Below are 21,421 nucleotides of genomic sequence, written 5' to 3'. Positions count from 1 at the left end.
TCGCCTCTCCGTTCGTACGTGTCAGAGCTCGTAGGTGACCGGTGCGGCGGGTTCCTCGTCCTGGGCGCGCCCGCCCAGGCGCTCCGCGATCAGCTGCGCCTGGGTGGCGATGGTGATGTAGTCGAACAGCTCGCCCACCCGCAGCGCTTCGGGCCAGAGCCCGTCCAGCCGGTCGTACAGGTCGATGACCTTGATCGAACTCCCGCCGACAGCGAAGAAGTTGTCGTGCGGGGTGGAGCGGGAGTGCCCGAGGACCTCCGCCCAGATCCGTCCGACGGCGGCTCTGTGGCCGCTCCACTCCCCGTCCGCGCCGCCCTCCGAGCCCTGCCGGTCCGTCGGGATCAGGGTGCGGAGCGCGGCCCGGTCCGCCTTGGTGCTGCGGTCCAGCGGCATGTGGCCGACCCGTACGAACAGGGTCGGAGTGGCCTGCTCCACCAGCCGGCCCCGGCAGTGTCCGCGCAGCTCCGCGTCGTCCGGCGGGGTGCTGCCGGGTGCCGGCAGCACGAAGGCGATCAGCTGCGGCTCGCCCTGCCCCGCACGCTCGCAGAGCACCACGGCCTGCTCCACGCCCGGATGGCGTTCCAGCACGCTTTCGATCTCGCCGAGTTCGATCCGCATCCCGCGGATCTTGGCCTGACTGTCCGTTCTGCCGTGGTAGTGCAGCTCGCCCCGCTCGTCGACGCTGGCGATGTCCCCGGTGCGGTAGAGGCGCCCGCCCGGTCGTCGCCCGTACGGGTCCGCGACGAACCGCTCGGCCGTACGGGCTGGCTGGTTCGCGTAGCCGATCGCCACCAGGGAGCCGCCGACGTAGAGCTCGCCCCGCTCCCCGGGCGGGACCTCACACAGCCGCTCGTCCAGTACCAGGGTCCGCACTCCCGGCCAGGGCCGCCCGATGGGGACACGGTCCCCGGCCGGGTCGGGATCGGTCGCCACCGTGCAGGCGATGGTCGTCTCGGTGGGCCCGTACTCGTTGACGAGCGGTACCCGGGGCAGCCGCTCGTGGTGTGCGGCCAGCAGCTGGGGGGTGCATGCCTCACCCCCCACGACCACCCGGCGCAGCGTGTCGGGCAGACCGCCCGGGTCCTGGAGCACCGCCCGGTAGTAGGAGGGGATGTTGAAGAGGTGGGTCACACGGTGTTCCCTGGCCAGCCGGACGAACTCCGCCACCCGCACGAGCTGCCGGGAATCGGGGAGCACCAGCGTGTGACCGCCGGTGAGCGACCAGAACATTCCGCCGAGGATCCCGTCGAAGGACAGCCGCAGCGCGATCAGGAAGACGGAGCGCTCCGTGCCGTACACCGGCCCCCGGCAGCCGATGGACGCCGCGAGCTGGTCCCGGCCGACCAGCACGCCTTTCGGCACCCCCGTGGACCCCGAGGTGTAGGCGACGTAGGCGGGACTCGTCTCCGGGACCGCCGGGTACGGCTCCGCGGGCAGCGCCCGGCCCGCCTCGACGAGCCGCGTCAGCCTGAGGTCCGCCGCGTCCACGACCACCGGCGGCTCGGCCATCGCCGCGAGCGCGGCGGCCGGTACCGCGTCGTCGCTCTCGCTCAGCACCACCGCGCAGTCGACGTCCCGGCAGAGCGCCTGGAACCTCTCCACGGGCAGGTCGGGTTCCAGGACCGCCCAGGTCGCGCCGGTGCGCAGTGCGGCGAGCATGGCCACCACGGACAGGGCGCTCTGCTCCGTCCGGACGCAGACGACCCGTCCCGGCCGCAGCCCGTGCCGCCGCAGCAGCAGCGCCAGACCGGCCGTGGCGTGGTCGAGCTCGCGGTACGTCAGCGAGTCCCCGCCGATCACGAGCGCCGTCGCCTCCGGCACCGCGGCCACCTGGCTCCGGAAGGCGGCCCACACCGGCCGTACCACCGCCGGGGCCTGGCCGGGGACCTCCGCGGCGGGCGCTACGGGGACGGACTCACCGGTGTCTCCCGGGTGCCGGGTCATCGCGGCCTCGCTTCCTGTGTCGTTGCCCGTGCCGGTCATGCCGCACCGGCGATCACGCGGGTGTGGCCCGGGGCCTTGCCCGGCGGGCGCTGCGGGTCCACGGCGAGCACGAGGCGGTTCTGCTCCTCTGCCGTCGTCCCGTAGCCGGCGAAGCGCATGGTGACCAGCAGGTTCCGGTTGACCTCTGTCGGGGTGAAGTGCGCGACCGGGCGCCGGCCGTCCGCCAGTGCCCGCTGGATGAGGTGGTGCAGCAGCACGCTCCCCGCCCCGCGCGAGGCGACCCGGCAGGACATCAGCATCAGCCGCAGGACCGAGTCCCGCCCGACGAGTTCGGTGACGGCGAGGCCGATGATCCCGTAGTCGCCGAAGCGGTCCCGGAGCCTGGCCAGCCGAACCTGGTGGTCCGGGGACGCGCTCAGCCGCCGCAGTTCGTCGATGCCGTAGGTCAGCCCCGTGCTGTTGAGCTGATGGGTGCGGACGGTCAGCTCGCTCGCCCGGGACAGGTCCTCCTCGGTGGCCGGACGCACCTCCATGACCAGGCCGAGCGAGTCGAGGAACGCCTGTCGCCCGTCGGTGAACTCCTCCTCGGCCTCGTGGCGTTGCCACTCCGTCCGGTAGAGCAGGCGCCGCCCGGTGGCCTCCGCGGTGATGTGCTCGGGCCGGAACTCCCGTAACTCCGGCAGCTGTCCGACCTCATCGGCCCGGTAGCAGCGGACCATGGGGAGTTCGCTCGCGACCTCCGCCCGCTCCACCGCGTCGTTGTCGACGAACGCGATGGTGTCCAGGCCGAGGTTGAGGGCCTTCGCGATCCGGCGCACAGAGGCGGACTTGGCACCCCAGCCCACCCGCACCGCGCAGAACCACTCGGCCAGCCCGCGTTCCGTCAGATGGCGCTGGGTGACGCTCCGTTCGCCGCGACTGGCGGCGGCGTGCAGGATGCCGCGACGGTCCAGCTCGGCCAGGGTCTCCAGCGCGGCGGGGAAGGGCTCGGGATCGTCGCCCTCCAGCACCACTCCGTTCCACAGGGTGTCGTCCAGGTCCCACACCAGGCACTTGACGGTCGGAGCGCCGCTTGCCGCCGTCACGACGCGGTCCCGGGGAGACGGGCCCCGGCAGGGCGGCCGGTGCCGCGCTCCGCAGCACCGAAGCGACGTAACAACCGCTCCGCTATGTGTAGTTCGGCCACCTGCGGTGCTCCTTCGATGATCTCCATGACCTTGGCGTCCCGGAAGTGACGGCCCGCCCTGCTGTCGGGTGCGCAGCCGGCCGAGCCGAGCACCTGGACGGCGTCGCGGCTCGCCGTCGCCGCCGCGGCAGCCGCCGCGTACTTGGCCATGAGCGTCTCGGGCACCCCGTGCCCCGGGCCCGGGGCCCGTGCCTCCGCTGCCCTGCGGGCGAGTTCGCGGGCCCCTGCGGCGTCCACCGCCGCCCTGGCCAGCATCGACCGGACCAGCTGGTGATCGCCCAGGAGGGTGTCGCCCTGGCGGCGGGCCGCCGCGTGGGTGGCGGCGTCCTCGACGCACGCCTCCGCCATCCCCACGCATCCCCAGCCGACCGTGAAGCGGCCGTGGTCGAGGGCGGTCCCGATGACGTGGGAGAGCCCCAGACCGGGAGGGGCGATAAGCCGGCTCCGGGGCACCCGCACACCGTCGAAGGTCAGGTGGGCGATCCGGGCGGCCCGCATGCCGAGCTGGCCGTGCACCGGCTCCCGCTCGACACCGGCCCGGTCCGCGTCCACGAGCACGGCGGCCGGCTTCCCCTCGTACTGGCCGAGCACCAGGAACACGTCGGCGACCTCACCGAAGGTGATCCACCGCTTGCGGCCGCTCACCACCAGTTCCCGGGAGCCGGACCGGTCCAGTGGATCGATACGGGTCTCCACCGAGCCCAGCGCGCTGCCGGCGGACTGCTCCGTCACCGCGAAACCGGCGGTCAGCTCGCCGCCGGCCAGCCGGGGCAGCCAGTCGTCCCGCTGCTCCGCCGTTCCCCAGCGCAGCAGCGCCGCCGCGACCATGCCCTGTACGGTCAGCAGCCCGCGCAGGGCGCTGCACTCACCGCCGATCCGTGCGGTGATCTCCCCGAGCGCGAGTGGACCGAGGCCCGCGCCCCCGTACCGCTCGGGCAGGTCGGCGGCGAGCAGTCCCGACGCCGCGAACCTCTGCCGTACCGAATCGGGCAGCCCGCCGTCCTGGTCCCAACGGGAGGCACAGGCACGTGCTTCGGCCGCCGCCTCCTCCGCCGCCCGGAACAGGTCGGGGGACGGCGGATCCGCCGTCGCGGCGTCGGGGCCGCCGTCAGGACCCGTCAGCATGCGCCACCCCCCGCCCCTGGGCACCGGCCTTGCGCCTCACGACCTCCGTGATGCGGTTGGCGGTCCTGAAGTTGTCGAGGTCCAGGTCCTCGACCTCGATGGTGAGGCCGAAGCGGTTCTCCACGAAGGTCACCAGCTCCAGTGCGAACAGGGAGTCGGCGAAACCCTGGTCGAAGTAGTCGTCGTCCGGCTCGATCCGCCGCCGGAGCGCCGCGCTCAGGAACTCGGTGATCTGCTCGGTGATGTCGTCGTTCATGTCACGTCCTCCTGTGGACCTGTCTCGACCAGCAGCAGGCTCCAGGCGGCCACCGGGCTGACGTTGATCAGGACCGCGAGGCCGCCAGGGGCCATCTCCTCGCGGTCCAGTGCGGTGCGGAGATTGAGGAACACGTCGATGGGGCCGAGGTGTCCGTACCTCCGCAGGTTCCGCCGGCACGCCGGCAGCAGTTCGATGCCCAGGGAGTCCTCCAGGAAGGTGAAACCCCCGGCGGATAGGTTCTGGCTGACGAATCCGCCGACGTCCTCGCGGCCGATTCCGTTGCGCCGCAGCAGGTCGTCCAGCATCGAGGAGAGGCGGTTGCGCGTCTCCACGGCCAGGCGGAAGGAGTAGGTGCTGAGTTCGGTGCACTGTTCGCGCCACTGGGCGGTGGGGCGGTTCCGGTAGTCGACGTGGAAGAGATCCCAGTAACGCCCGTTGCTCAGCTGCGCGATGTCGCGTATCCGGATGCTGCCGCCGCGGGAGAGCAGCAGCGCCTGCCCGGCGTCGCCGTTCACCGTGACGGGGTGGCGGTAGCGCAGGGCGGCGGCCGGCTTGCTGCCGTGCACGACCAGGACATGGTCCAGGGCGGGGTCCGCGGCCAGCAGTCCGCGGGCCGTCAGCAGGGCCGGGGTGATCGAGACACAGCCGAGCCCGCCCACCGAGAAGGTGAGCGCGTTGCCGGCGCCGAGCCGCTCCTGGAGCTGAGTCGCCTCGGAGCTGAGGAACGTCTCCTGGACCCGCGACTCCACCATCACCAGGGCGCCCAGCTCCCCGGCGTCGAGCCCCGACTGTTCGAGGGCCCGGCGCGCGGCGCGTTCCGCGAGAGCGACCGCGTTCAGCCGGTCGTCGGCCCGGACGGTGTCGATGCCCAGGGCGTCGCGGGTGGCCCGCTCGGTCTCGTCGAGCGTCCGCACCTCGGTGATCGGCAGTGTGTGCTCGGGCAGATACCAGGCGGCGCCGCGGATGGCGACGGGGGCCGCGCCATGCTGCTGAAGGGCCTGCTGGGACACGCTCTTTCCCTCCCGTCCGAGAGCCGAATGGCCTCAGCCTCGCCTCGGGGCCCAGGAGCCGCCAGGTCTTTAAGCAGACGGCGAATCCGCCGGGTGAGCGTCGCTCCCCGCTGACCGGCCGGGGAGTTCGCGGTACATCTCGGCGAGCAGGAAGGCCAGGTCCAGGGACTGCGTGTGGTTCAGGCGCGGGTCGCAGGCCGTTTCGTAGCGCTGGTGCAGGTGCTCGGGAAGAACCGTGTTGCCCCCGCCGATGCACTCGGTGACGTCGTCCCCGGTGAGCTCCACATGGATGCCGCCGGGGTGGCTGCCCAGTTCGCGGTGGACCTCGACGAAGCCACGCACCTCATCCAGGATCGTGTCGAACCTGCGGGTCTTGTGGCCGCTCGCCGCGGTGATGGTGTTGCCGTGCATCGGGTCGCTGACCCAGCAGACGAGCGCGCCCTCCGCCTCGACCTTCTGCACCAGGGTGGGCAGTACGTCGCGGATCCGGTCCGCGCCGGCCCTGACCACGAAGGTCAGACGGCCGGGCTCGCGGTCCGGGTCGAGCCGGTCGAGGAGGGCCATCACGGAGTCGGGGCTTGCCGTGGGGCCGATCTTCACCGCGATGGGGTTGGCCACCCGGGAGAAGTACTCGACGTGCGCCCCGTCCAGGTCACGGGTCCGCTCCCCCATCCACAGCAGATGGCCGCTGGTGGCGTACGACCGGCCCGTACCGGGTTCGGCGCGGGTCAGGGCCGCCTCGTAATCGAGCAACAGGCCCTCGTGGCTGACGAAGAACTCTGTGGTGCCGAGCTCCCGGGTGTCGACCCCGCAGGCCTGCATGAAGGCCAGGCTGCGGTCGATCGCGTGGGCCAGCCGCTCGTAGCGCTCACCGGCCCGCGAATCCGCCACGAAGCCCTGGTTCCAGGCGTGCACCTGGCGCAGGTCGGCGAATCCGCCGGTGGTCAGGGCCCGGACGAGATTGAGCGTGATGGCCGACGACTCGTACATCCTGCGCAGTCGGTCCGGGTCGGGCCGCCTGGACTGCGCGGTGAACTCCGCGCCGTTCACCGCGTCGCCCCGGTAGGAGGGCAGTTCGATGTCGCCACGCCGCTCCACGGCACTGGAGCGCGGCTTCGCGTACTGGCCGGCCAGCCGGCCGACCTTGACGACGGGCAGGGCCGTGGCATGGGTGAGCACCACGGCCATCTGCAGGAGGGTCTTGAGCTTTCCGTGGATGGCCTCGGCCGTGTTCCGCGCGAAGGTCTCGGCGCAGTCGCCGCCCTGGAGGAGAACGGCCTCCCCGCGCGCCACCGCGGCCATCCTGCGACGCAGCAGATCGCACTCGGCGGCGAACACCAGCGGCTGGGCGAGCTCCAGCTGCTCTGTCGCCGCCCGCAGTTCGGCCATGTCGGGCCAGTCCGGCTGCTGGGCCGCGGGGAGCCCGCGCCAGGAGTCGCGGGCGGCGTTCAACGCTTCGGGTTCCCTCTTGCTGACTCTCATTGCAGCCTTCCATGCGGGCGGCGGACAGGGAGGAAGTACTCAATGGGGCACGGCCGGGGGCGACCGGGAATTCCTGTCGCCGATTCAGACGTGCACCAGCTCAATCCAACGAGCCGGTCCGGGTCAAGCAAATCAGGAATGGACCGCATCCGGGGATGCGGATTGGTCTGGCTCCACCGGCACACCACTGTTTTGCTGACCGCGGCCGAGTAGAAGTGGATCGGCCGATACTGCCATCGGCACCGAATTCACAAGGAGTTCACCATGCCGGCAACGAACAAGATCGGTATCGAGGTCACCGATACCGATGTGCCGCACCACGATCCTCTCGATCTGTACGTACATCTGAGGGAGCTTCTTCCGGTTCAGGACGTATTCCTCTTCGAGAGCGTCGACGGCGCCGGCCAGGACCGCCGCTCGGCCGTTGTCGGCTTCGGCCGGCTGGCCGAGATCCGGGTGTTCGACGGCTACGTCGAGATCGACGGGGCCGGTCCCCTCGCCCTGGCCCTGGCACAGGAGGCGGAGTCGCTGGGGATGACCGCCGAGCACCCGGCCGGCTCCGACGCGCACCGGTACCGCTTCACCGGCCCCGACCCGATGTGGGGCCTGCTCTCGCGCGCGCAGGACCTCTTCGCCGTGGACACCCGGATCCCGACGACGTCGTACGCCTTCGGCTTCCTGACCACGCTCGCGTACGAATCCGCCTGGCACATGGAGGAGCTCCCGGACCGCACCAAGGTGCCGCGCGGGCCGGACATCACCCTCACGCTCTTCCGGGACACCGTCTGGTACGACCTGCCCTCTGGCCGGGTCCGGCGGCTGAGCGCCCGGAGCGACGCCTTCGCCGACGCGCGGGTCGTGGTGGACGTCGCCGCCCTGGCGCGGCGGCCCGCCCCGGCCGTTCCCGAAGCGCCCGCGCCCCTGTCGGTGCACGACAGCGTGGACCGGCAGACCTTCATGGACTGGGCCGACCGGTGCCTGGCGCACATCGGGGTCGGGGACATCTACCAGATCCAGATAGGCCACCGCATCGACGTACGTTCCGCGTTGACCCCGGTGGAGGTCTACCGCCGGTTGCGGGAGCGCAACCCCTCGCCCTACATGTATCTGATGCCCCGCGCGGACAGCGTGCTGATCGGCGCCAGCCCCGAGCTGTTCTTCCGCATCGAGGGTGACACGGTCGAGATGCGCCCCATCGCGGGCACCGCACGGCGCGGCCCGGACGAGGAGGAGAACCAGCGGCGCGTCAAGGAGATGCGGGAGAGCACCAAGGAGCAGGCGGAGCACATCATGCTCGTCGACCTGTGCCGCAACGACATCGGCCGGGTGGCACGCCCCAGCACCCAGCCGGTCGAGCGGCTGATGGCGGTGGAGAGCTTCTCGCACGTCTTCCATCTCGTCTCCACCGTCAACGGCCGGCTCCGGGACGGACTGGACACCTGGCAGGTGGTGCGCGCGACGTTCCCCGCCGGGACGATGACCGGCGCGCCCAAGGTCCGCGCCATGGAGATCATCGACGGGCTCGAAGAGCAGCGGCGCGGGAGTTACGCGGGCGCCGTGGGCCTGGTCGACGTACGCGGCTGGAGCGAACTGGCGCTGTGCATCCGCACCATCGAGTACGACGGGAGCACGTACTCGACGCAGAGCTCTGCGGGCATCGTGGCGCAGTCGGAGCCCGCGGCCGAGTGGCGGGAGACCCTGGCCAAGATGGGGGCCGCCTACTGGGCGCTCACCGGTGAGGAGCTGCTGTCGTGAACACCACCGACCCGAAGGACATAGCGGACATGAAGGTCCTGCTGATCGACGCGTACGACAGCTTCGTGCACATCATCGACCAGTACCTGCGCACCCTGGGCGCGCGTACCGAGGTCGTACGGTCCCTGTCCCGCACCCCCGACGAACTGGCCGCCTCGCGCCCCGACGCGGTGGTGCTCGGTCCCGGCCCCGGGCACCCCGCGGAGTCCGGTCACGTCGAGCTGGTGCACCGGTTCGCCGGGACGGTGCCGCTGCTCGGCGTCTGCCTCGGGCACCAGGCCATCGCCCTGGCCCACGGCGGCACGATCGAGGTGGCGGACCAGGTGATGCACGGGCGGACGAGCATGGTGAGGCACGACGGGGAAGGCCTGTTCCAGGGGCTCGGCAACACCCTCGAAGTGACCCGCTACCACTCGCTGATCGTCGCCGAACCCCTCCCCGAGGAGCTGGTCACCACCGCCGTCGCCATCGACCACGGCTATGTGATGGGGCTGAGGCACCGCACGCTTCCCATCGAGTCGGTGCAGTTCCACCCGGAGAGCATCACCACGACCGGCGGGCTCGCCATGATGCGTAACTTCCTCTCCGACGCGGCCGGTTCACGGGAGCAGCGCATCGGCGTCTGACCGCACCCCCATCGCCCGGATCGCCTCGGCCACCCCGGAACAGGGCAGATGCCCGTGGCCCACCACCAGGGCCGGGGCATCCCGGCGCGGCCAGGCGTGGAACGCGGCGGCCCCGCGCACCAGGACGGAACGGCGCAGCGCCCCGGCCACCAGCGCCCCCTCGTCGGTGTGCCGGGGCAATCGCACGTAGGCGTGCAGCCCCGCACCCCGGCCCAGCACCACGGCTCCGGGCAGATACCGGAAGACCGCTTCGTCCAGGGCGTCCCGACGCCTGCGGCCCAGGGCGTTCAGACGACGCAGATGACGGTCGAACAGCCCGGTACGCAGGAGCTCGGCGAAAGCCAGCTGGGTGAGGGTCTCGGTGCCCAGGTCGTGCCGGGCGCGCGCCCGCAGCAGTTCGTCGAGCATCGGCCGGGGCGCGGCGAGCCAGCCCAGGCGGAGCCCCGGGGACAGCGTCTTGCTGGCGGTGCCCGCGTAGACGACCCGGCCCGGCATCATGCGCTGCAACGCCAGTGGCCGGGGCCCCCGTTCGTACCACAGGCCGCCGTCGTAGTCGTCCTCGATCACCCAGCCGTCGACGTCCCGGGCCCAGCGCGCCAGGGCCTCACGACGCTCTGCGGACAGGGTGACACCGGTGGGGAACTGGTGGGCGGGCGCGACCAGGACGGCGCGCACTCCGGACGCGGCCAGCGCGGCGACGTCGATGCCCTGGCCGTCGACCGGAACCGGCACCGCCCGCAGTCCGCTCTCGCGGACGAACTGTCGCTGGCCCGGGTGGCCCGGGTCCTCGATCGCGAGCGCGTCGATGCCCAGGCGCGGCAGGACCTCGCAGACCAGGCTCAGCGTCTGGGCGAATCCGGCCACCACCATGAGCTGCTCCGGAGAGGTGCGCAGCCCCCTCAAACGGCCCAGGTAGCCCGCGAGTTCGTGGCGCAACGCCGGATCACCGGCCGGCGGCGGGTAGCCGTGGTGCACCGAGTCGGTCGACTGCAGGACCCGCTGGTAGCAGCGCAGCCACTCGCGCCTCGGAAAGGCCGGGGTGTTGCCGCCTCCGGGGCGCAGGTCCCAGCGGACCCTCGGCACCCGCCCCTCGTCCAGCAGGGCGGGCGCGGCGGGCTCGGCCTCCAGATGGCCCACCACCCTGGTGCCGGCACCCTGGGCCGCCTCCAGGTATCCCTCGGCGACGAGCTGCCCGTACGCCTCCACGACCACACTGCGCGATACGTCCAGGTCACCCGCGAGCCGGCGGCTGGACGGCAGCCGGGTGCCCGGCTGGAGAATTCCCTCGGATATCTCCCTCTTGATGAATTCCTGGATCTGCGTGGTCAGAGAATTCCTGGAATCCCTGACCACTTCAACCGCTATGTGCAAGGCCACGGTCCTGTCCCTCCTGAAGTGGTCCGTATTGGTCGCCCGACAGTGGTCTGGAAAGAAGCTGCCGCCATTCGCAGACTGGACAGCGACACGTCCGCTTGCGCCGTTCAAGGAGAATTCCCGTGACTGCCGAGCCACAGGGTCGTACCTGGCCGCAACTGCTCAACACGCTGCTGGAAAGCAGAGATCTGACCGCCCACGACACCGCCTGGGCGATGGACCAGGTCATGTCGGGCAGCGCCGGGGCGGCCCGGGTGGCCGGTCTCCTGGTGGCGCTGCGCGCCAAGGGGGAGACCGTCGACGAGATCGAGGGCATGGTGCGCGCCATGTACGGGCACGCCGTGCCGCTTCACATACCGGGTCCCGCCCTGGATATCGTCGGCACCGGTGGCGACGGCTCCAACAGCGTCAACGTGTCCACGATGTCGGCGGTCGTGGCCGCCGCTGCGGGCGCCCGCGTGGTCAAGCACGGTAACCGCTCGGCCTCCTCCGCCTGTGGCTCCGCCGATGTGCTGGAGGAGCTGGGGGTGGCGCTGACCCTGGCTCCGCAGGAGGTCGCGGCGGTCGCGGAGGAGACCGGCATCACCTTCTGCTTCGCCCCGGCGTTCCATCCGGCGATGCGGCACGCGGCCGGGCCGCGCCGTGAGCTCGGCATCCGCACCGTCTTCAACGTGCTGGGCCCGCTGGCCAATCCGGCGTCGCCCGCCGCCCAGGCGGTGGGCGTCGCGGACCGGCGCCTCGCACCGCTGCTCGCGGGGGTGCTGGCCCGCCGCGGGGTGTCCGCGCTGGTCTTTCGCGGGGACGACGGAATGGACGAACTGACGGTCACCACTACCTCCACGGTCTGGTCGGTCCTCGGGGGCGAGGTGCGCACCGAGTCCTTCGACCCTCGGGACATCGGAATCGACTACGCGCCGGCCGCCGCCCTGCGCGGCGGGGACCGCGCTCACAACGCACGGGTGGCCCACGAGGTGTTCGCCGGGGCCCGGGGGCCGGTCCGGGACGCGGTACTGCTGTCGGCCGCGGCGGGGCTCGCGGCCCTGGAGCCCAGCGGACGCCCCGTCACCGAGCGGCTCGCGGCCGGCCTGGAACAGGCCGCAGAAGCCGTCGACTCGGGTGGCGCGGCGGATGTCCTCGAACACTGGGCGGCGGTCACGGTCAAGTACGCCCAGGCCGGCTGATCCGGGAGGGCGGTCGGGCCCGGCTCAGACCCGGGCCCGGCTCAGAGGCTGCCGGCCGGAGGCCACCCGACAGCCTCTGAGGCCCGGTCGCGCTCCGGCAGCCCGCGCAGCACCGCCATCACGTCCTCTGAGACCTCGACCACGCTCGGCCGGCCGAGCAACAGCTCCCGCTCCAGCGGGACGCCGCACCAGCGCGACAGCTCACCCGCGAGCCAGGTGCTGGTCACCGAGTCGACTCCGTACGCGCTGAGGGGCACGTCGGGGTCTATGTCCTCCGGTGCCAGTTCCAGCAGTTCGGAGAGCAACTGGACGACATGGTCGGCCACTTCCCGCTCGGACAGGTTCTGGGGGCCGGTTCGTCGGCTGTCCATCTTCACGTCTCCTCCTCGACTTCAACGGCTGGCCCACTGGGCGAGCGGCCGCAGCTCTCCGGCCGCCACCTACTGGGCGCGGGCCCGACGGCGGATCTTGCCGCTGGTGGTTCGGGGCACCCTGTTCCTGGCCACCGCGAAGACGCTCACCGGGGCGGGCAGCGCCTTGCCGACCGCGATACCGGCCGCCCGTACGGCCCCGGCCAGCACCTCCTGGTCGCGCTCGGCCGTCTCGATCAGGACGGCGACCCCGTTCCGCTCCTCGTCCACCGGCCCTGCGAAGAGTCTGCCGACCGGCCCTGACACAGCACTGACGCCCCGGCGCTCACATGGCACACCATCGACCTGTCCGGACCGCCGCTCCGGACAGCCGCCATCCGGCCCCGAGCTCATCCGTGCCGTACCAGGCCCCAGAACGACGAAATCCCGTCCGATCGAAATGATCGGACGGGATTTCGTGAACCGTCTGCGAGCTGACTTGTGAACGGCCCTGTGGTGGGGTGTTCACTAGTGGTTCTGAACAGGCGGGACAGAAGCGGTTGAAGATCGCTTCCCAGTTGACCGAAGATCGTTTCCCACTGGCAGGGCGGCCACCCGATATCGAGTGGAGTCAGGGTGGCTAGGCAAGGCAGAGTGGGACGGTGAGTGAACTGTGGGCACACACCCTGACGTGGGCAGATGTGGATCCGGCTCGACATCCGTTCGAGATGGACGAAGATGCGGCGGAGGAGTTGGCGAGCCTGGTCGCGCCCCTGCTACCCAGCGCTGAAGTCGCTCGCGAGGAACGCTGGCGTTCGCTGGATCCAGTCACCGAGTTCCTGGCGGACCGGTACAGCCGACGGGCACTGACGCTCTGGACACGTTGCTGGTGGCAGACGTGCCGTCTCCGGCGTGGCAGCGGGTGGTCCACGGTGAATGCGGGGAGGGCGGTGGGCTGCTGATGTGAGGCTCTGCCACTGTCGGCCCGTTACCTATCAATACAAGCCGGCCGGAGGCCGGCTCATGGGCGGCAGGGGCGGCTGTCGGTGGTGCCATGGATGATCGGGCGTATGACACACGGTTCCCGAGATGCCCTTCGTTCCCTGGCCCTGCAGCATCTGTCGCCCGAGGCAGCCGAGAAGTGGACTTGTCTGCTTCGGCCTGGCATTCGTCTGGAAGCAGCGGTCAATTCCGGCGACGCAATCGGGCAACTCGGCGGACTCCCGGCGCTACCGGCCACCCCAGCGTGGCCGGTCTGGGATGGGCACGGCCCGCTCTCCTTCATCGCCTCGATCGACTGCGCGCGCCTGTCGGCGGCTGCGCTGGACATAGATCTTCCCGCGGCAGGGACGCTGCTGTTCTTCTACTTCGATGGGCAGTTGGACGACGGCGATGCTCTCGTTCTGGCTGAGGACCGGGAGAGCTGGTCGGGCGCCCGCGTCCTCTTTGTGGCAGCTGACGAGGAGGTGACGGAGTGTGGGGCGCCTGCAGGCCTCAAGCCGTATCCGGTGGTGCCGCTTACCTCTCGGGTGGAAATGACGGCGACCGAGCCCTGGCATCCATCCGTCCGGGCCGCCTTCGCCCCGGGCGCCCCGCTGGGGAACCGGTACGACCATCCCGTCTGCTCGCAGGAGTTCCTCGACGCGCTGTGGAAGTCCGGCGACGAGGTGGGGCACCAGATCGGCGGCCACGCCCACTCCATACAGAACCCGGTGGAGATCGAGATCGCGGAGGCGGTCCTGGACGGCGAGGTGTCCTGGGACAGCCCTCGGCTGTCCGAGGAAGCCGGCGGCTGGGTGCTGCTGGCCCAGTTCGACAGCGAGGACGCCGCAGACATGATGTGGGGCGACGCCGGAGCCCTGTACTGGCTGATCCGTCCGGAGGATCTGGCCGAGCGACGCTTCGAGCGGGCGATGTTCACCTGGCAGTGCGGCTGATGGCCACGACGCCTCCCGATTGGGGAGTCCAGTACATATTGAGCCTGCCGAGCGAGGCCGCTGCCCGCACCGCCGCGGCTGAGCTGTCCGGGATGGGGCACCGTCTGACGGCGGTGCGCGTCCACGATCACTTCCGGTGCGTCCCGTCCAGTTTCTGGTACGGCAAGCCGTCGATGGACCCGGAGCTGGAGGGGTGGTGGCAGGTCTTCTCGCTGGCCGTCTACAGCGGGTACGAGCGCATCGCTCTCGAACCGTTCCTTCGGAGTGAGCGGATTCGGGTGGCCCAGGTAGCCCGTACTCACGCAGGCTTCCAGCAGGGGTGCAGCGAGGGAGGTGCTGCGACTCTCGAAGAGATCTTCACACGGGTCGGCCTGGTCCACGAGCAGGCCGGTGCCGACGTAGCCCTTCCGATTCCGCTGCCCGAGGATCCCGTGCGTCCTCCGGCCGGACCGCCGTGGAAGAGCCCTGAGGTCGGTGAGCCCGCAGCGCTGGTCCAGGCAGTCCTGGCGGTCGCAGAGCGCATGTACGGCGGCGCGGAGGACGCTCCGGAGGCGGTGGGGTGGCTACTCGACGAGGAGTTCGCGTTCGGCGAGCCCTACGAGTCGACGGGTGAGTTCCTCGGGTATCTCGCCGATGCCGTTGCCCACCAAGGCACCTGCACCGACGCCACGGTCGAGGCTGTCCCCTTCCTTGCGGAGCTGGTCCGCGACGACAGTGTCGCGCCCGGCAGCCGGTTGATCCTGCTCAGCGACCTGTTGCGGATGGCTGCTACGGGGCCGGCAGCCGCGGTCTCCTCGGCGGACCGGATCACCGCGCTCGGGGGTGTCCGGGTGGAGTCTGCAGCTGATTACCTGACACGGCGGGCCATCGGCAGCGAGCTGCCGATGCTGTTGTCCCGCTGGGAGGACGAGAACGACGCCGCCCGATTCGCTCTCGCCGCCCTCACGGCGCTCTGCGGCTCTCATGACCAGCGCGCACTCTCAGGACTGGCCGCTCTCCCGGCTCCAGCGGGCAGCTCCCGCGCCGATGTCGTGTCGCTCGTGGCAGCCCTGCTCCGCGACGACCGAGAAGGCTTGCTCACCGTGCTGGACCGCCTGAGCTCCTGGCTGCCTCGCATTGCGGAGAAGGCAGCCGGTCCGAGCGTGGAACTCCGGAGTCTGGCACTGGCCGTCCTTGCGGACCTCGTTGTCGAAGACGTGATGTCAGGATTCGCGGCAGAGGGCGATCTGTCCTGCCCCTGAACGATGGAGTGATCAGGTCCCCTCCGGAGAGGTCGAGCGCCCTTCACCGCAGAGCCGCCGCAAGGCGGAAGACGGGTGCCAGAACGTCGTCGCCGGAGCTGTACGGCATCACCGGCTGGTGGGGGTCATGTGAAGCTTCCGGTCCGCCTGCCGGGGTACGAGCGCTCCATGGTGCTGTGGGGCAAACGTATAGGCGTAGCGGTGGCATACGGGGCGCTCGTCGGGGTGGTGTCACGCCTGTGGCAAGACACCTGGTCCGACAGTCTCGCGTTCGGAATCAGTATGGCCGTGGTGATGCTGGGCATCGCCTGCGCGATGGACATCCGAAAGCGCGCGGGCAAGGACTGACTGCTGTACTCCGCTGCTGTACGACAGCTCGAAGCCCCTACCAGGTGAACCCGGTAGGGGCTTCGATGTGCGTGGACCTGTGGGGATTTGAACCCCAGACCCCCTCGATGCGAACGAGGTGCGCTACCAGACTGCGCCACAGGCCCTTGCAACGAGTGAAACTTTAGCACCCTCAAGGGGGTGCTCGGAAATCCGGTAGCCGCTGGTCAGCCGAGTCGGCGTCGCGGCGCGCGGCGGACGCCTCACTCGTTGGCCGCGCGCGGGCGGTCGTCCTCGTCGTACTGGTCGAAAAGAGGGGTACGGCCCCGGTCGCGGGAGCGGCGGGACTGGCCGGTGCGCTGGCGCGGTGCGGGGTCCACGGGGGGTGCCGAGGGGCGGGGGACGGCCGGCTGGGCGGGTTCCGCGGTGCTGGAGCGGGCCGCGCTCCAGGTCTCCGGGTTGCCGACCTCGACGCCGCCCGTGGCGCGCGGGGCGACCGGGGCGGTGACGTAGGTCGGCAGCGGGACCGGGACCGGCTCCCAGCTGTCGCCCTGGACCCGGCCGCGTTCGCGCTGCTGGTCCACCCACTCCGCGTGGTCCGTCTGCTCGACCAGGGCGCGGCGGCCGGCCTCCTGCGGGGAGACCGTGGGGGTGGGCTCCGGGGCGGGGTGGCGCGCTTCGGGGTCCTCGTCGGACTCCGCGGTGGCCGTCGTGGCGGGCTGGTGCCTGCGCGGACGGTTCTCCCGTAGGTGCTGCGCCGCCACCTCGGCCCGTCGCCGGTCCATGGTGAAGGCGAACCTGCGCCGCTCCTGGGCACGCAGATGCACGATGTACGTGCTCAGCAGCACCGCGGGAACCGCGGGGGCCCAGAGGAAGCCGAGGCCGCCGACCGCCGCGACGACCGCGCCGAGCGTGAAGCCGAGGAAGAGGACGACGGTGGTGCGCCGACGGCGTGCGAGGACCTGGGTGCGCTGCGCGCGCCGGGCTCGTTCGGCATCGATGCCGCCGGGGCGCGGGCGAGCGCGCCGGGCGGGTGCGGATACGGGGTCGGGGCCGGCCGGGGGTGCCGGGCGTTCCCGGCCCTGCCGCTCCTTCGGTGCGCGCTCCGGCGTACGGGCCGGGTCATGGACCCGGGCCTCGGTGTGCGCCGGGGGCGCGGAGAAGTTCCGGACGTCGACGGAATCCATTCGATCCGTGTCCGCGTCCGGGTCGGCGTCGGGCGCCGCCTCACCGTCGGTGCGCTCCTGCAACCCCTTGGCATACCGGCGCTCCATCGCCGCCCGTCCGGACAGCAGCCGGATGGCGGTGCTGAAGCGTTCCGTCGGACGGGCTTCGTTGAGCTCGTCCTGCCTGCGGAGCCACATCGGCACCAAGTAGGCGGCCCAGGCCCCGACGATGACTGCGTAGATGAGGCCGCTGCTGCTCACATCTCACACCGTAGAGGGGTTTGCATGGAGGCATCGGCCAATTGGCGCGGTGTGTCGCACGATCCTGCTGATATCAAGGACTTTTTTTGTGATTGTTCGGATCAACAGTCGGCGTTTGCCCGCCCAGTAGCGGTCAAACGGCGATCAATTTCGAACATATATTTCATTTAGTGCGATGTTCAGGCTGGTCCGGCCTGGCCCGCTGCCACCTCCGGAGCAGGCCGTCGGGCACCTCCTCCGCGGTGAGCGCGTAGATCAGATGGTCCCGCCAGGCGCCGTCGATGTGCAGATAGCGGGGCCGGATCCCTTCCTCGCGGAATCCCAGTTTCGCCACCACCCGCCGGCTGGGCGCGTTCTCCGGGCGAATGCACACCTCGATCCGGTGCAGTCCGACCGCGCGGAAACAGTGGTCGACGGCGAGGGCGACCGCGGTCGGCATCACCCCGCGCCCCGCCACCTCCTGGTCGACCCAGTAGCCGACATGGCCCGAGCACATCGAGCCCCAGGTGATCCCGGCGACGGTCAGCTGGCCGACCAGCCGGCCCCGGTACTCGATGGCGAACGGCAGCATCCGCCCGGCGTGGGCCTCGGACCGCAGATGACGGATCATCTGCCGGTACGTGGGGCGCTGGGCCACCGGCCCGCCGGGGGCGGGCGGCGGCACGGTCGCCTCCCAGGGGCGCAGCCAGTCGCGGTTGCGCCGGTTGACCTCGCGCCACATGGTCTGGTCGCGGAGCTTTATCGGCCGGAGGGTGACGTCGCCGTCCACCAGGGTCACCGGCCAGGTCGGGACGTTCAGCTCGGGCTCCCGGGTCGGGGGTGATCGCCACCGCGGAGCTGGTCGACGGCGTGCACCAGGATTCGGCTCAGGACGGCGAGCCCGTCGCGCACCCCGCCGGTGGAACCGGGCAGGTTGACGACGAGCGTGCGGCCGGCCACGCCCGCCAGACCGCGCGAGAGCGCGGCCGTGGGGACCTTGTCCCGGCCCTCGGCACGGATCGCCTCCGGGATACCGGGGATCTCGTGGTCCAGGACCGCGCGGGTGACCTCGGGGGTGCGGTCGGTGGGCGAGACGCCGGTGCCGCCGGTGGTGACGATGACGTCGTACGCGGCGGCCACCCCGTCGCGCAGCGCCCGCTCGACCGGGTCTCCGTCCGGGACGACGCGCGGCCCGTCGACGGTGAAGCCGAGCCCGGTCAGCGCCTCGGCGATCAGCGGGCCGCCCTTGTCGGCGTAGACCCCGGCGGCAGCGCGGTTGGACGCGGTCACCACGAGGGCGCGGTAGCCGGTGGAATCCCTCACCGGGGCGCTCACGCGTCCGCCCCGGGCGGTGCGGTGCGGCGGTAGTCGCCGGACTTGCCGCCCGACTTCGCCTCGACCCGGATGTCGGTGATGACCGCGGCCTTGTCGACCGCCTTGATCATGTCGACGACGGTGAGCGCGGCGACGGAGACCGCGGTCAGGGCCTCCATCTCGACGCCCGTGCGGTCCGTGGTCTTCACCGTCGCGAGGATCTCCACCGCGTCGTCGGCCACGCTCAGCTCGACCGTGACGCCGGAGACGGCCAGCGGATGGCAGAGGGGGATCAGATCCGGAGTGCGCTTGGCCCCCATGATCCCGGCGATGCGCGCGGTGGCGAGCGCGTCGCCCTTGGGGACCCCTTCGCCCCGGAGCAGTTCGATGACACGCGGCGAGACGAGGACCCGGCCGCCGGCACGGGCGACGCGCGCGGTGACGTCCTTCTCGGAGACGTCGACCATGCGGGCCGCGCCCGCCTCGTCGATATGCGTCAGCCTGTTCTGCGTACTCAACTCACTCCGCCTAGCGGTAGGGCGCCGGTTGCCCCTGAGCCGCACCGGGGTGCGGGCCCGGGGTCCGGGGGATGTCCCCCGGAAGGCACAGCGGCAGATACCGTACCGCCACCGGGCGCCGGTCAGCGGATCAGGATCACCTCGGTGTCGGTGCCGGGCTCCGCGGAGGTGACGTCCTCCGGCAGCACGATCAGCGCGTCCGCCTGGGCGAGAGCGGCGATCAGATGCGATCCGGAACCGCCCACGGGCGTGACGGTGCCCGCCTCCGCGTCGTACGTACCCCGCAGGAACTGTCGCCTGCCGTCGGGCGAGGACAGCGCCTTGTCACAGACCAGGGTGGCCCTGGCGGTGGGGCGGTTCACGTCCGGCAGGCCCATCAGCGTCCGGATCGCGGGCCGTACGAACAGTTCGAACGAGACGTAGCTGGAGACCGGGTTGCCCGGCAGCGCCAGCAGCGGGGTGTGCTCCGGGCCGATGGAGCCGAAGCCCTGCGGCTTGCCGGGCTGCATGGCCAGCTTCCGGAAGTCGACGCCGCTGCCCGGCTCGTCCTCGTCGCCCACCGAGGACAGCGCCTCCTTGACCACGTCGTACGCGCCGACGCTGACGCCCCCCGTGGTGACGACGATGTCGGCGCGGATCAACTGGTCCTCGATCGTGGCGCGCAGCGTCTGGGCGTCGTCGGTGACGGCGCCGACCCGGTAGGCGATCGCTCCCGCGTCGCGCGCGGCGGCCGTCAGCGCGAAGCTGTTCGAGTCGTAGATCTGGCCGCCGGTCAGCTCCTCGCCGGGCTGGACCAGTTCGCTGCCGGTCGAGATGACGACGACGCGCGGCCGGGGCCGCACCTTCACCGTCGAGCGGCCGATCGCCGCGAGCAGCCCGATCTGCGGGGGGCCGACCACCGAACCGGCGCGCAGGGCCAGATCGCCCGGCCGCACGTCGCTGCCCCGGTCCCTGACGTGGGCGCGGGCCTCGACCGGGCGGTGCACCCTGACCTCGCCGCGCGCGCCCTCCGGGGCGTCGCTGTGGGAGCGCATCGACGTGGCGGGGCCCTCGCCCGTGCCGCCGTCGGTCCACTCGACCGGGATCACGGCCTCCGCCCCGGCCGGCAGCGGGGCGCCGGTCATGATGCGGGCGGCCTCCCCCGGGCCCACCCGCTGGTCGCCGAGGAGCCCGGCGGCGCCCGCCGCGACGTCACCGATGACGGTGAGGACCGCGGGGAACTCCTCTGTGGCGCCCTCCACATCGGAGACGCGGACCGCGTAGCCGTCCATCGAGCTGTTGTCGAAGGGCGGCAGGGCGATCTCCACCACGACGTCCTCGACCAGGACGCAGCCCTGCGCGTCGGGCAGTTGCAGCTCGATGGGTTCGAGCGGCTTCACGGCGGCGAGGATGTCTTCCAGGTGCTCGTCCACCGACCAGATCGTGCTGCTCAAGGTCTTACATCTCCTCGGTGACGTAACTGCGCAGCCAGGTCCGGAACTCCGGGCCCAGGTCTTCACGTTCGCACGCGAGTCTGACAATGGCACGGAGGTAGTCGCTCCGGTCGCCGGTGTCATAGCGGCGGCCCTTGAAGACGACCCCATGCACCGGGCCGCCGGTCTTCTCGTCCTCCGCCAGCAGTTGCAGGGCGTCGGTCAGCTGGATCTCGTCACCGCGGCCCGGCTCGGTCCGGCGCAGTATCCCGAAGACGGCGGGGTCCAGGACGTAGCGGCCGATGATGGCGAGGTTGCTGGGCGCGTCGGCCGGTTCCGGCTTCTCCACCAGGCCGGTGATCCGCATCACATCGCCCTCGGCGGTGGGCTCTACGGCCGCACAGCCGTACTGGTGGATCAGCTCGGGCGGTACCTCCATGAGCGCGACGACGCTGCCGCCCTCGCGCTCCTGGATCTCCACCATGCGGGCCAGCAGGGGATCGCGCGGGTCGATCAGGTCGTCGCCCAGGAGCACCGCGAAGGGCTGGTCACCGACGTGCGGCGCCGCGCACAGCACCGCGTGGCCGAGGCCGCGCGGGTCGCCCTGGCGGACGTAGTGCATGGTGGCGAGGTCGCTCGACTCCTGGACCCTGCGCAGCCGTTCGGCGTCGCCCTTGCGGGTGAGCGCGGACTCCAGTTCGTAGTTGCGGTCGAAGTGGTCCTCCAGGGGACGCTTATTGCGACCGGTGATCATCAGTACGTCGGAGAGACCGGCGGCCACCGCCTCCTCGACGACGTACTGGATGGCAGGCTTGTCGACGACAGGCAGCATCTCTTTGGGAGTGGCCTTGGTGGCCGGCAGGAAGCGGGTACCGAGGCCCGCCGCCGGAATGACAGCCTTGCTGATCCTGGGGTTCGACTGAGTCATGCGCTGAACCTTAACCGGCGCACATGGGCGGAAGATGAGCCTCCGG

Annotated in this window: 21 protein-coding genes and 1 tRNA gene; 6 read left to right on the top strand and 16 right to left on the bottom strand. The window is 71.2% G+C overall.

Features of this window, described 5'->3' with window-relative positions:
* Positions 1-21: 21 nt before the first annotated feature.
* From ACZ601_RS35480 to ACZ601_RS35455, 6 genes are all read right to left on the bottom strand, one after another.
* The gene (locus tag ACZ601_RS35480; RefSeq protein ID WP_469545586.1) at positions 22-1,983 is read right to left on the bottom strand and encodes a non-ribosomal peptide synthetase; all 1,962 of its coding nucleotides are present in this window, start codon (positions 1,981-1,983) and stop codon (positions 22-24) included.
* Positions 1,980-3,029, bottom strand: a complete 1,050-nt coding sequence (locus ACZ601_RS35475; protein WP_469545582.1) for an HAD-IIIC family phosphatase — start codon at positions 3,027-3,029, stop codon at positions 1,980-1,982. Before ACZ601_RS35475 ends, ACZ601_RS35480 begins: the two co-directional genes overlap by 4 nt.
* A complete protein-coding gene (locus tag ACZ601_RS35470; RefSeq protein WP_469545579.1) occupies positions 3,026-4,255 on the bottom strand; it encodes an acyl-CoA dehydrogenase family protein in 1,230 nt (409 codons plus the stop codon). Before ACZ601_RS35470 ends, ACZ601_RS35475 begins: the two co-directional genes overlap by 4 nt.
* A complete protein-coding gene (locus ACZ601_RS35465) occupies positions 4,239-4,511 on the bottom strand; it encodes an acyl carrier protein (protein ID WP_469545576.1) in 273 nt (90 codons plus the stop codon). The genes ACZ601_RS35470 and ACZ601_RS35465 overlap by 17 nt, the downstream gene beginning before the upstream one ends.
* Positions 4,508-5,524: a 3-oxoacyl-ACP synthase gene (locus ACZ601_RS35460; RefSeq protein ID WP_469545574.1), complete on the bottom strand. Its 1,017-nt coding sequence runs from the start codon at positions 5,522-5,524 to the stop codon at positions 4,508-4,510. The genes ACZ601_RS35465 and ACZ601_RS35460 overlap by 4 nt, the downstream gene beginning before the upstream one ends.
* Before the next feature lie 69 nt (positions 5,525-5,593).
* The gene (locus ACZ601_RS35455) at positions 5,594-7,006 is read right to left on the bottom strand and encodes a class II 3-deoxy-7-phosphoheptulonate synthase (RefSeq protein ID WP_469545572.1); all 1,413 of its coding nucleotides are present in this window, start codon (positions 7,004-7,006) and stop codon (positions 5,594-5,596) included.
* 264 nt (positions 7,007-7,270) lie between these two features.
* Between ACZ601_RS35455 and ACZ601_RS35450 the strand changes: the two genes are divergently transcribed.
* Complete coding sequence (locus tag ACZ601_RS35450) at positions 7,271-8,761, top strand: anthranilate synthase component I family protein (RefSeq protein WP_469545569.1); 1,491 nt, start codon at positions 7,271-7,273, stop codon at positions 8,759-8,761.
* A gap of 29 nt (positions 8,762-8,790) precedes the next feature.
* Positions 8,791-9,387 (top strand): anthranilate synthase component II, encoded by a 597-nt coding sequence (locus tag ACZ601_RS35445; RefSeq protein WP_469545702.1) that lies wholly within the window; start codon positions 8,791-8,793, stop codon positions 9,385-9,387.
* Here the strand turns inward: ACZ601_RS35445 and pdxR are convergent.
* Positions 9,361-10,764, bottom strand: a complete 1,404-nt coding sequence (gene pdxR / locus ACZ601_RS35440) for a MocR-like pyridoxine biosynthesis transcription factor PdxR (protein WP_469545567.1) — start codon at positions 10,762-10,764, stop codon at positions 9,361-9,363. The genes ACZ601_RS35445 and pdxR overlap by 27 nt on opposite strands.
* 119 nt (positions 10,765-10,883) lie before the next feature.
* Here pdxR and trpD point away from each other — a divergent pair, with 119 nt between their 5' ends.
* Entirely contained in the window at positions 10,884-11,942 is a 1,059-nt protein-coding gene (gene trpD, locus ACZ601_RS35435; RefSeq protein ID WP_469545565.1) for an anthranilate phosphoribosyltransferase, read from the top strand.
* A 41-nt stretch (positions 11,943-11,983) separates the two neighbouring features.
* Here the strand turns inward: trpD and ACZ601_RS35430 are convergent, their stop codons facing one another.
* Positions 11,984-12,313 carry an acyl carrier protein gene (locus ACZ601_RS35430; RefSeq protein ID WP_469545563.1) on the bottom strand — a complete coding sequence of 110 codons (330 nt, stop codon included), beginning with the start codon at positions 12,311-12,313 and terminating at the stop codon, positions 11,984-11,986.
* Between the two features lie 69 nt (positions 12,314-12,382).
* Entirely contained in the window at positions 12,383-12,583 is a 201-nt protein-coding gene (locus ACZ601_RS35425) for a hypothetical protein (protein ID WP_469545561.1), read from the bottom strand.
* 767 nt (positions 12,584-13,350) lie between these two features.
* Here ACZ601_RS35425 and ACZ601_RS35420 point away from each other — a divergent pair.
* From ACZ601_RS35420 to ACZ601_RS35410, 3 genes are all read left to right on the top strand, one after another.
* The gene (locus ACZ601_RS35420; protein WP_469545558.1) at positions 13,351-14,229 is read left to right on the top strand and encodes a YwqG family protein; all 879 of its coding nucleotides are present in this window, start codon (positions 13,351-13,353) and stop codon (positions 14,227-14,229) included.
* 38 nt (positions 14,230-14,267) lie between these two features.
* Positions 14,268-15,470, top strand: a complete 1,203-nt coding sequence (locus tag ACZ601_RS35415; protein ID WP_469545556.1) for a hypothetical protein — start codon at positions 14,268-14,270, stop codon at positions 15,468-15,470.
* A 129-nt stretch (positions 15,471-15,599) separates the two neighbouring features.
* Positions 15,600-15,818, top strand: a complete 219-nt coding sequence (locus tag ACZ601_RS35410; protein WP_440578576.1) for a hypothetical protein — start codon at positions 15,600-15,602, stop codon at positions 15,816-15,818.
* A gap of 72 nt (positions 15,819-15,890) precedes the next feature.
* On the opposite strand, the gene ACZ601_RS35405 is transcribed toward ACZ601_RS35410, so the two are convergent.
* The 7 genes from ACZ601_RS35405 to galU form a co-directional block, all read right to left on the bottom strand.
* Positions 15,891-15,964: transfer RNA gene (locus ACZ601_RS35405), tRNA-Ala, on the bottom strand.
* 96 nt (positions 15,965-16,060) lie between these two features.
* Positions 16,061-17,224: a divisome protein SepX/GlpR gene (sepX, locus tag ACZ601_RS35400; protein WP_469545553.1), complete on the bottom strand. Its 1,164-nt coding sequence runs from the start codon at positions 17,222-17,224 to the stop codon at positions 16,061-16,063.
* 163 nt (positions 17,225-17,387) lie between these two features.
* The gene (locus tag ACZ601_RS35395) at positions 17,388-18,002 is read right to left on the bottom strand and encodes a GNAT family N-acetyltransferase (RefSeq protein ID WP_440577123.1); all 615 of its coding nucleotides are present in this window, start codon (positions 18,000-18,002) and stop codon (positions 17,388-17,390) included.
* Between the two features lie 17 nt (positions 18,003-18,019).
* The gene (locus ACZ601_RS35390) at positions 18,020-18,526 is read right to left on the bottom strand and encodes a MogA/MoaB family molybdenum cofactor biosynthesis protein (RefSeq protein ID WP_469545550.1); all 507 of its coding nucleotides are present in this window, start codon (positions 18,524-18,526) and stop codon (positions 18,020-18,022) included.
* Positions 18,527-18,534: 8 nt separating this feature from the next.
* Positions 18,535-19,035 (bottom strand): cyclic pyranopterin monophosphate synthase MoaC, encoded by a 501-nt coding sequence (gene moaC, locus ACZ601_RS35385; RefSeq protein WP_469545547.1) that lies wholly within the window; start codon positions 19,033-19,035, stop codon positions 18,535-18,537.
* Between the two features lie 122 nt (positions 19,036-19,157).
* Positions 19,158-20,468, bottom strand: coding sequence for a molybdotransferase-like divisome protein Glp (gene glp / locus ACZ601_RS35380; protein WP_469545544.1), 1,311 nt, complete (start codon positions 20,466-20,468; stop codon positions 19,158-19,160).
* A 4-nt stretch (positions 20,469-20,472) separates the two neighbouring features.
* On the bottom strand, positions 20,473-21,375 hold the full coding sequence (gene galU / locus ACZ601_RS35375) for a UTP--glucose-1-phosphate uridylyltransferase GalU (protein ID WP_390089282.1): 903 nt from the start codon (positions 21,373-21,375) through the stop codon (positions 20,473-20,475).
* Positions 21,376-21,421: the final 46 nt, after the last annotated feature.

This window comes from Streptomyces sp. NPDC104307 (assembly GCF_055584045.1).
Note: the sequence above shows the minus strand (reverse complement) of the source record. Positions and strands in the feature narration are given on the sequence as shown.

Bases quoted from the DNA above. Each gene is read 5' to 3' on its own strand.
- ACZ601_RS35480 (WP_469545586.1), bottom strand. From the start codon at position 1,983: ATGACCGGCACGGGCAACGACACAGGAAGCGAGGCCGCGATGACCCGG.
- ACZ601_RS35470 (WP_469545579.1), bottom strand. From the start codon at position 4,255: ATGCTGACGGGTCCTGACGGCGGCCCCGACGCCGCGACGGCGGATCCG.
- ACZ601_RS35465 (WP_469545576.1), bottom strand. From the start codon at position 4,511: ATGAACGACGACATCACCGAGCAGATCACCGAGTTCCTGAGCGCGGCG.
- ACZ601_RS35455 (WP_469545572.1), bottom strand. From the start codon at position 7,006: ATGAGAGTCAGCAAGAGGGAACCCGAAGCGTTGAACGCCGCCCGCGAC.
- ACZ601_RS35450 (WP_469545569.1), top strand. From the start codon at position 7,271: ATGCCGGCAACGAACAAGATCGGTATCGAGGTCACCGATACCGATGTG.
- ACZ601_RS35445 (WP_469545702.1), top strand. From the start codon at position 8,791: ATGAAGGTCCTGCTGATCGACGCGTACGACAGCTTCGTGCACATCATC.
- ACZ601_RS35430 (WP_469545563.1), bottom strand. From the start codon at position 12,313: ATGGACAGCCGACGAACCGGCCCCCAGAACCTGTCCGAGCGGGAAGTG.
- ACZ601_RS35420 (WP_469545558.1), top strand. From the start codon at position 13,351: ATGATCGGGCGTATGACACACGGTTCCCGAGATGCCCTTCGTTCCCTG.
- galU (WP_390089282.1), bottom strand. From the start codon at position 21,375: ATGACTCAGTCGAACCCCAGGATCAGCAAGGCTGTCATTCCGGCGGCG.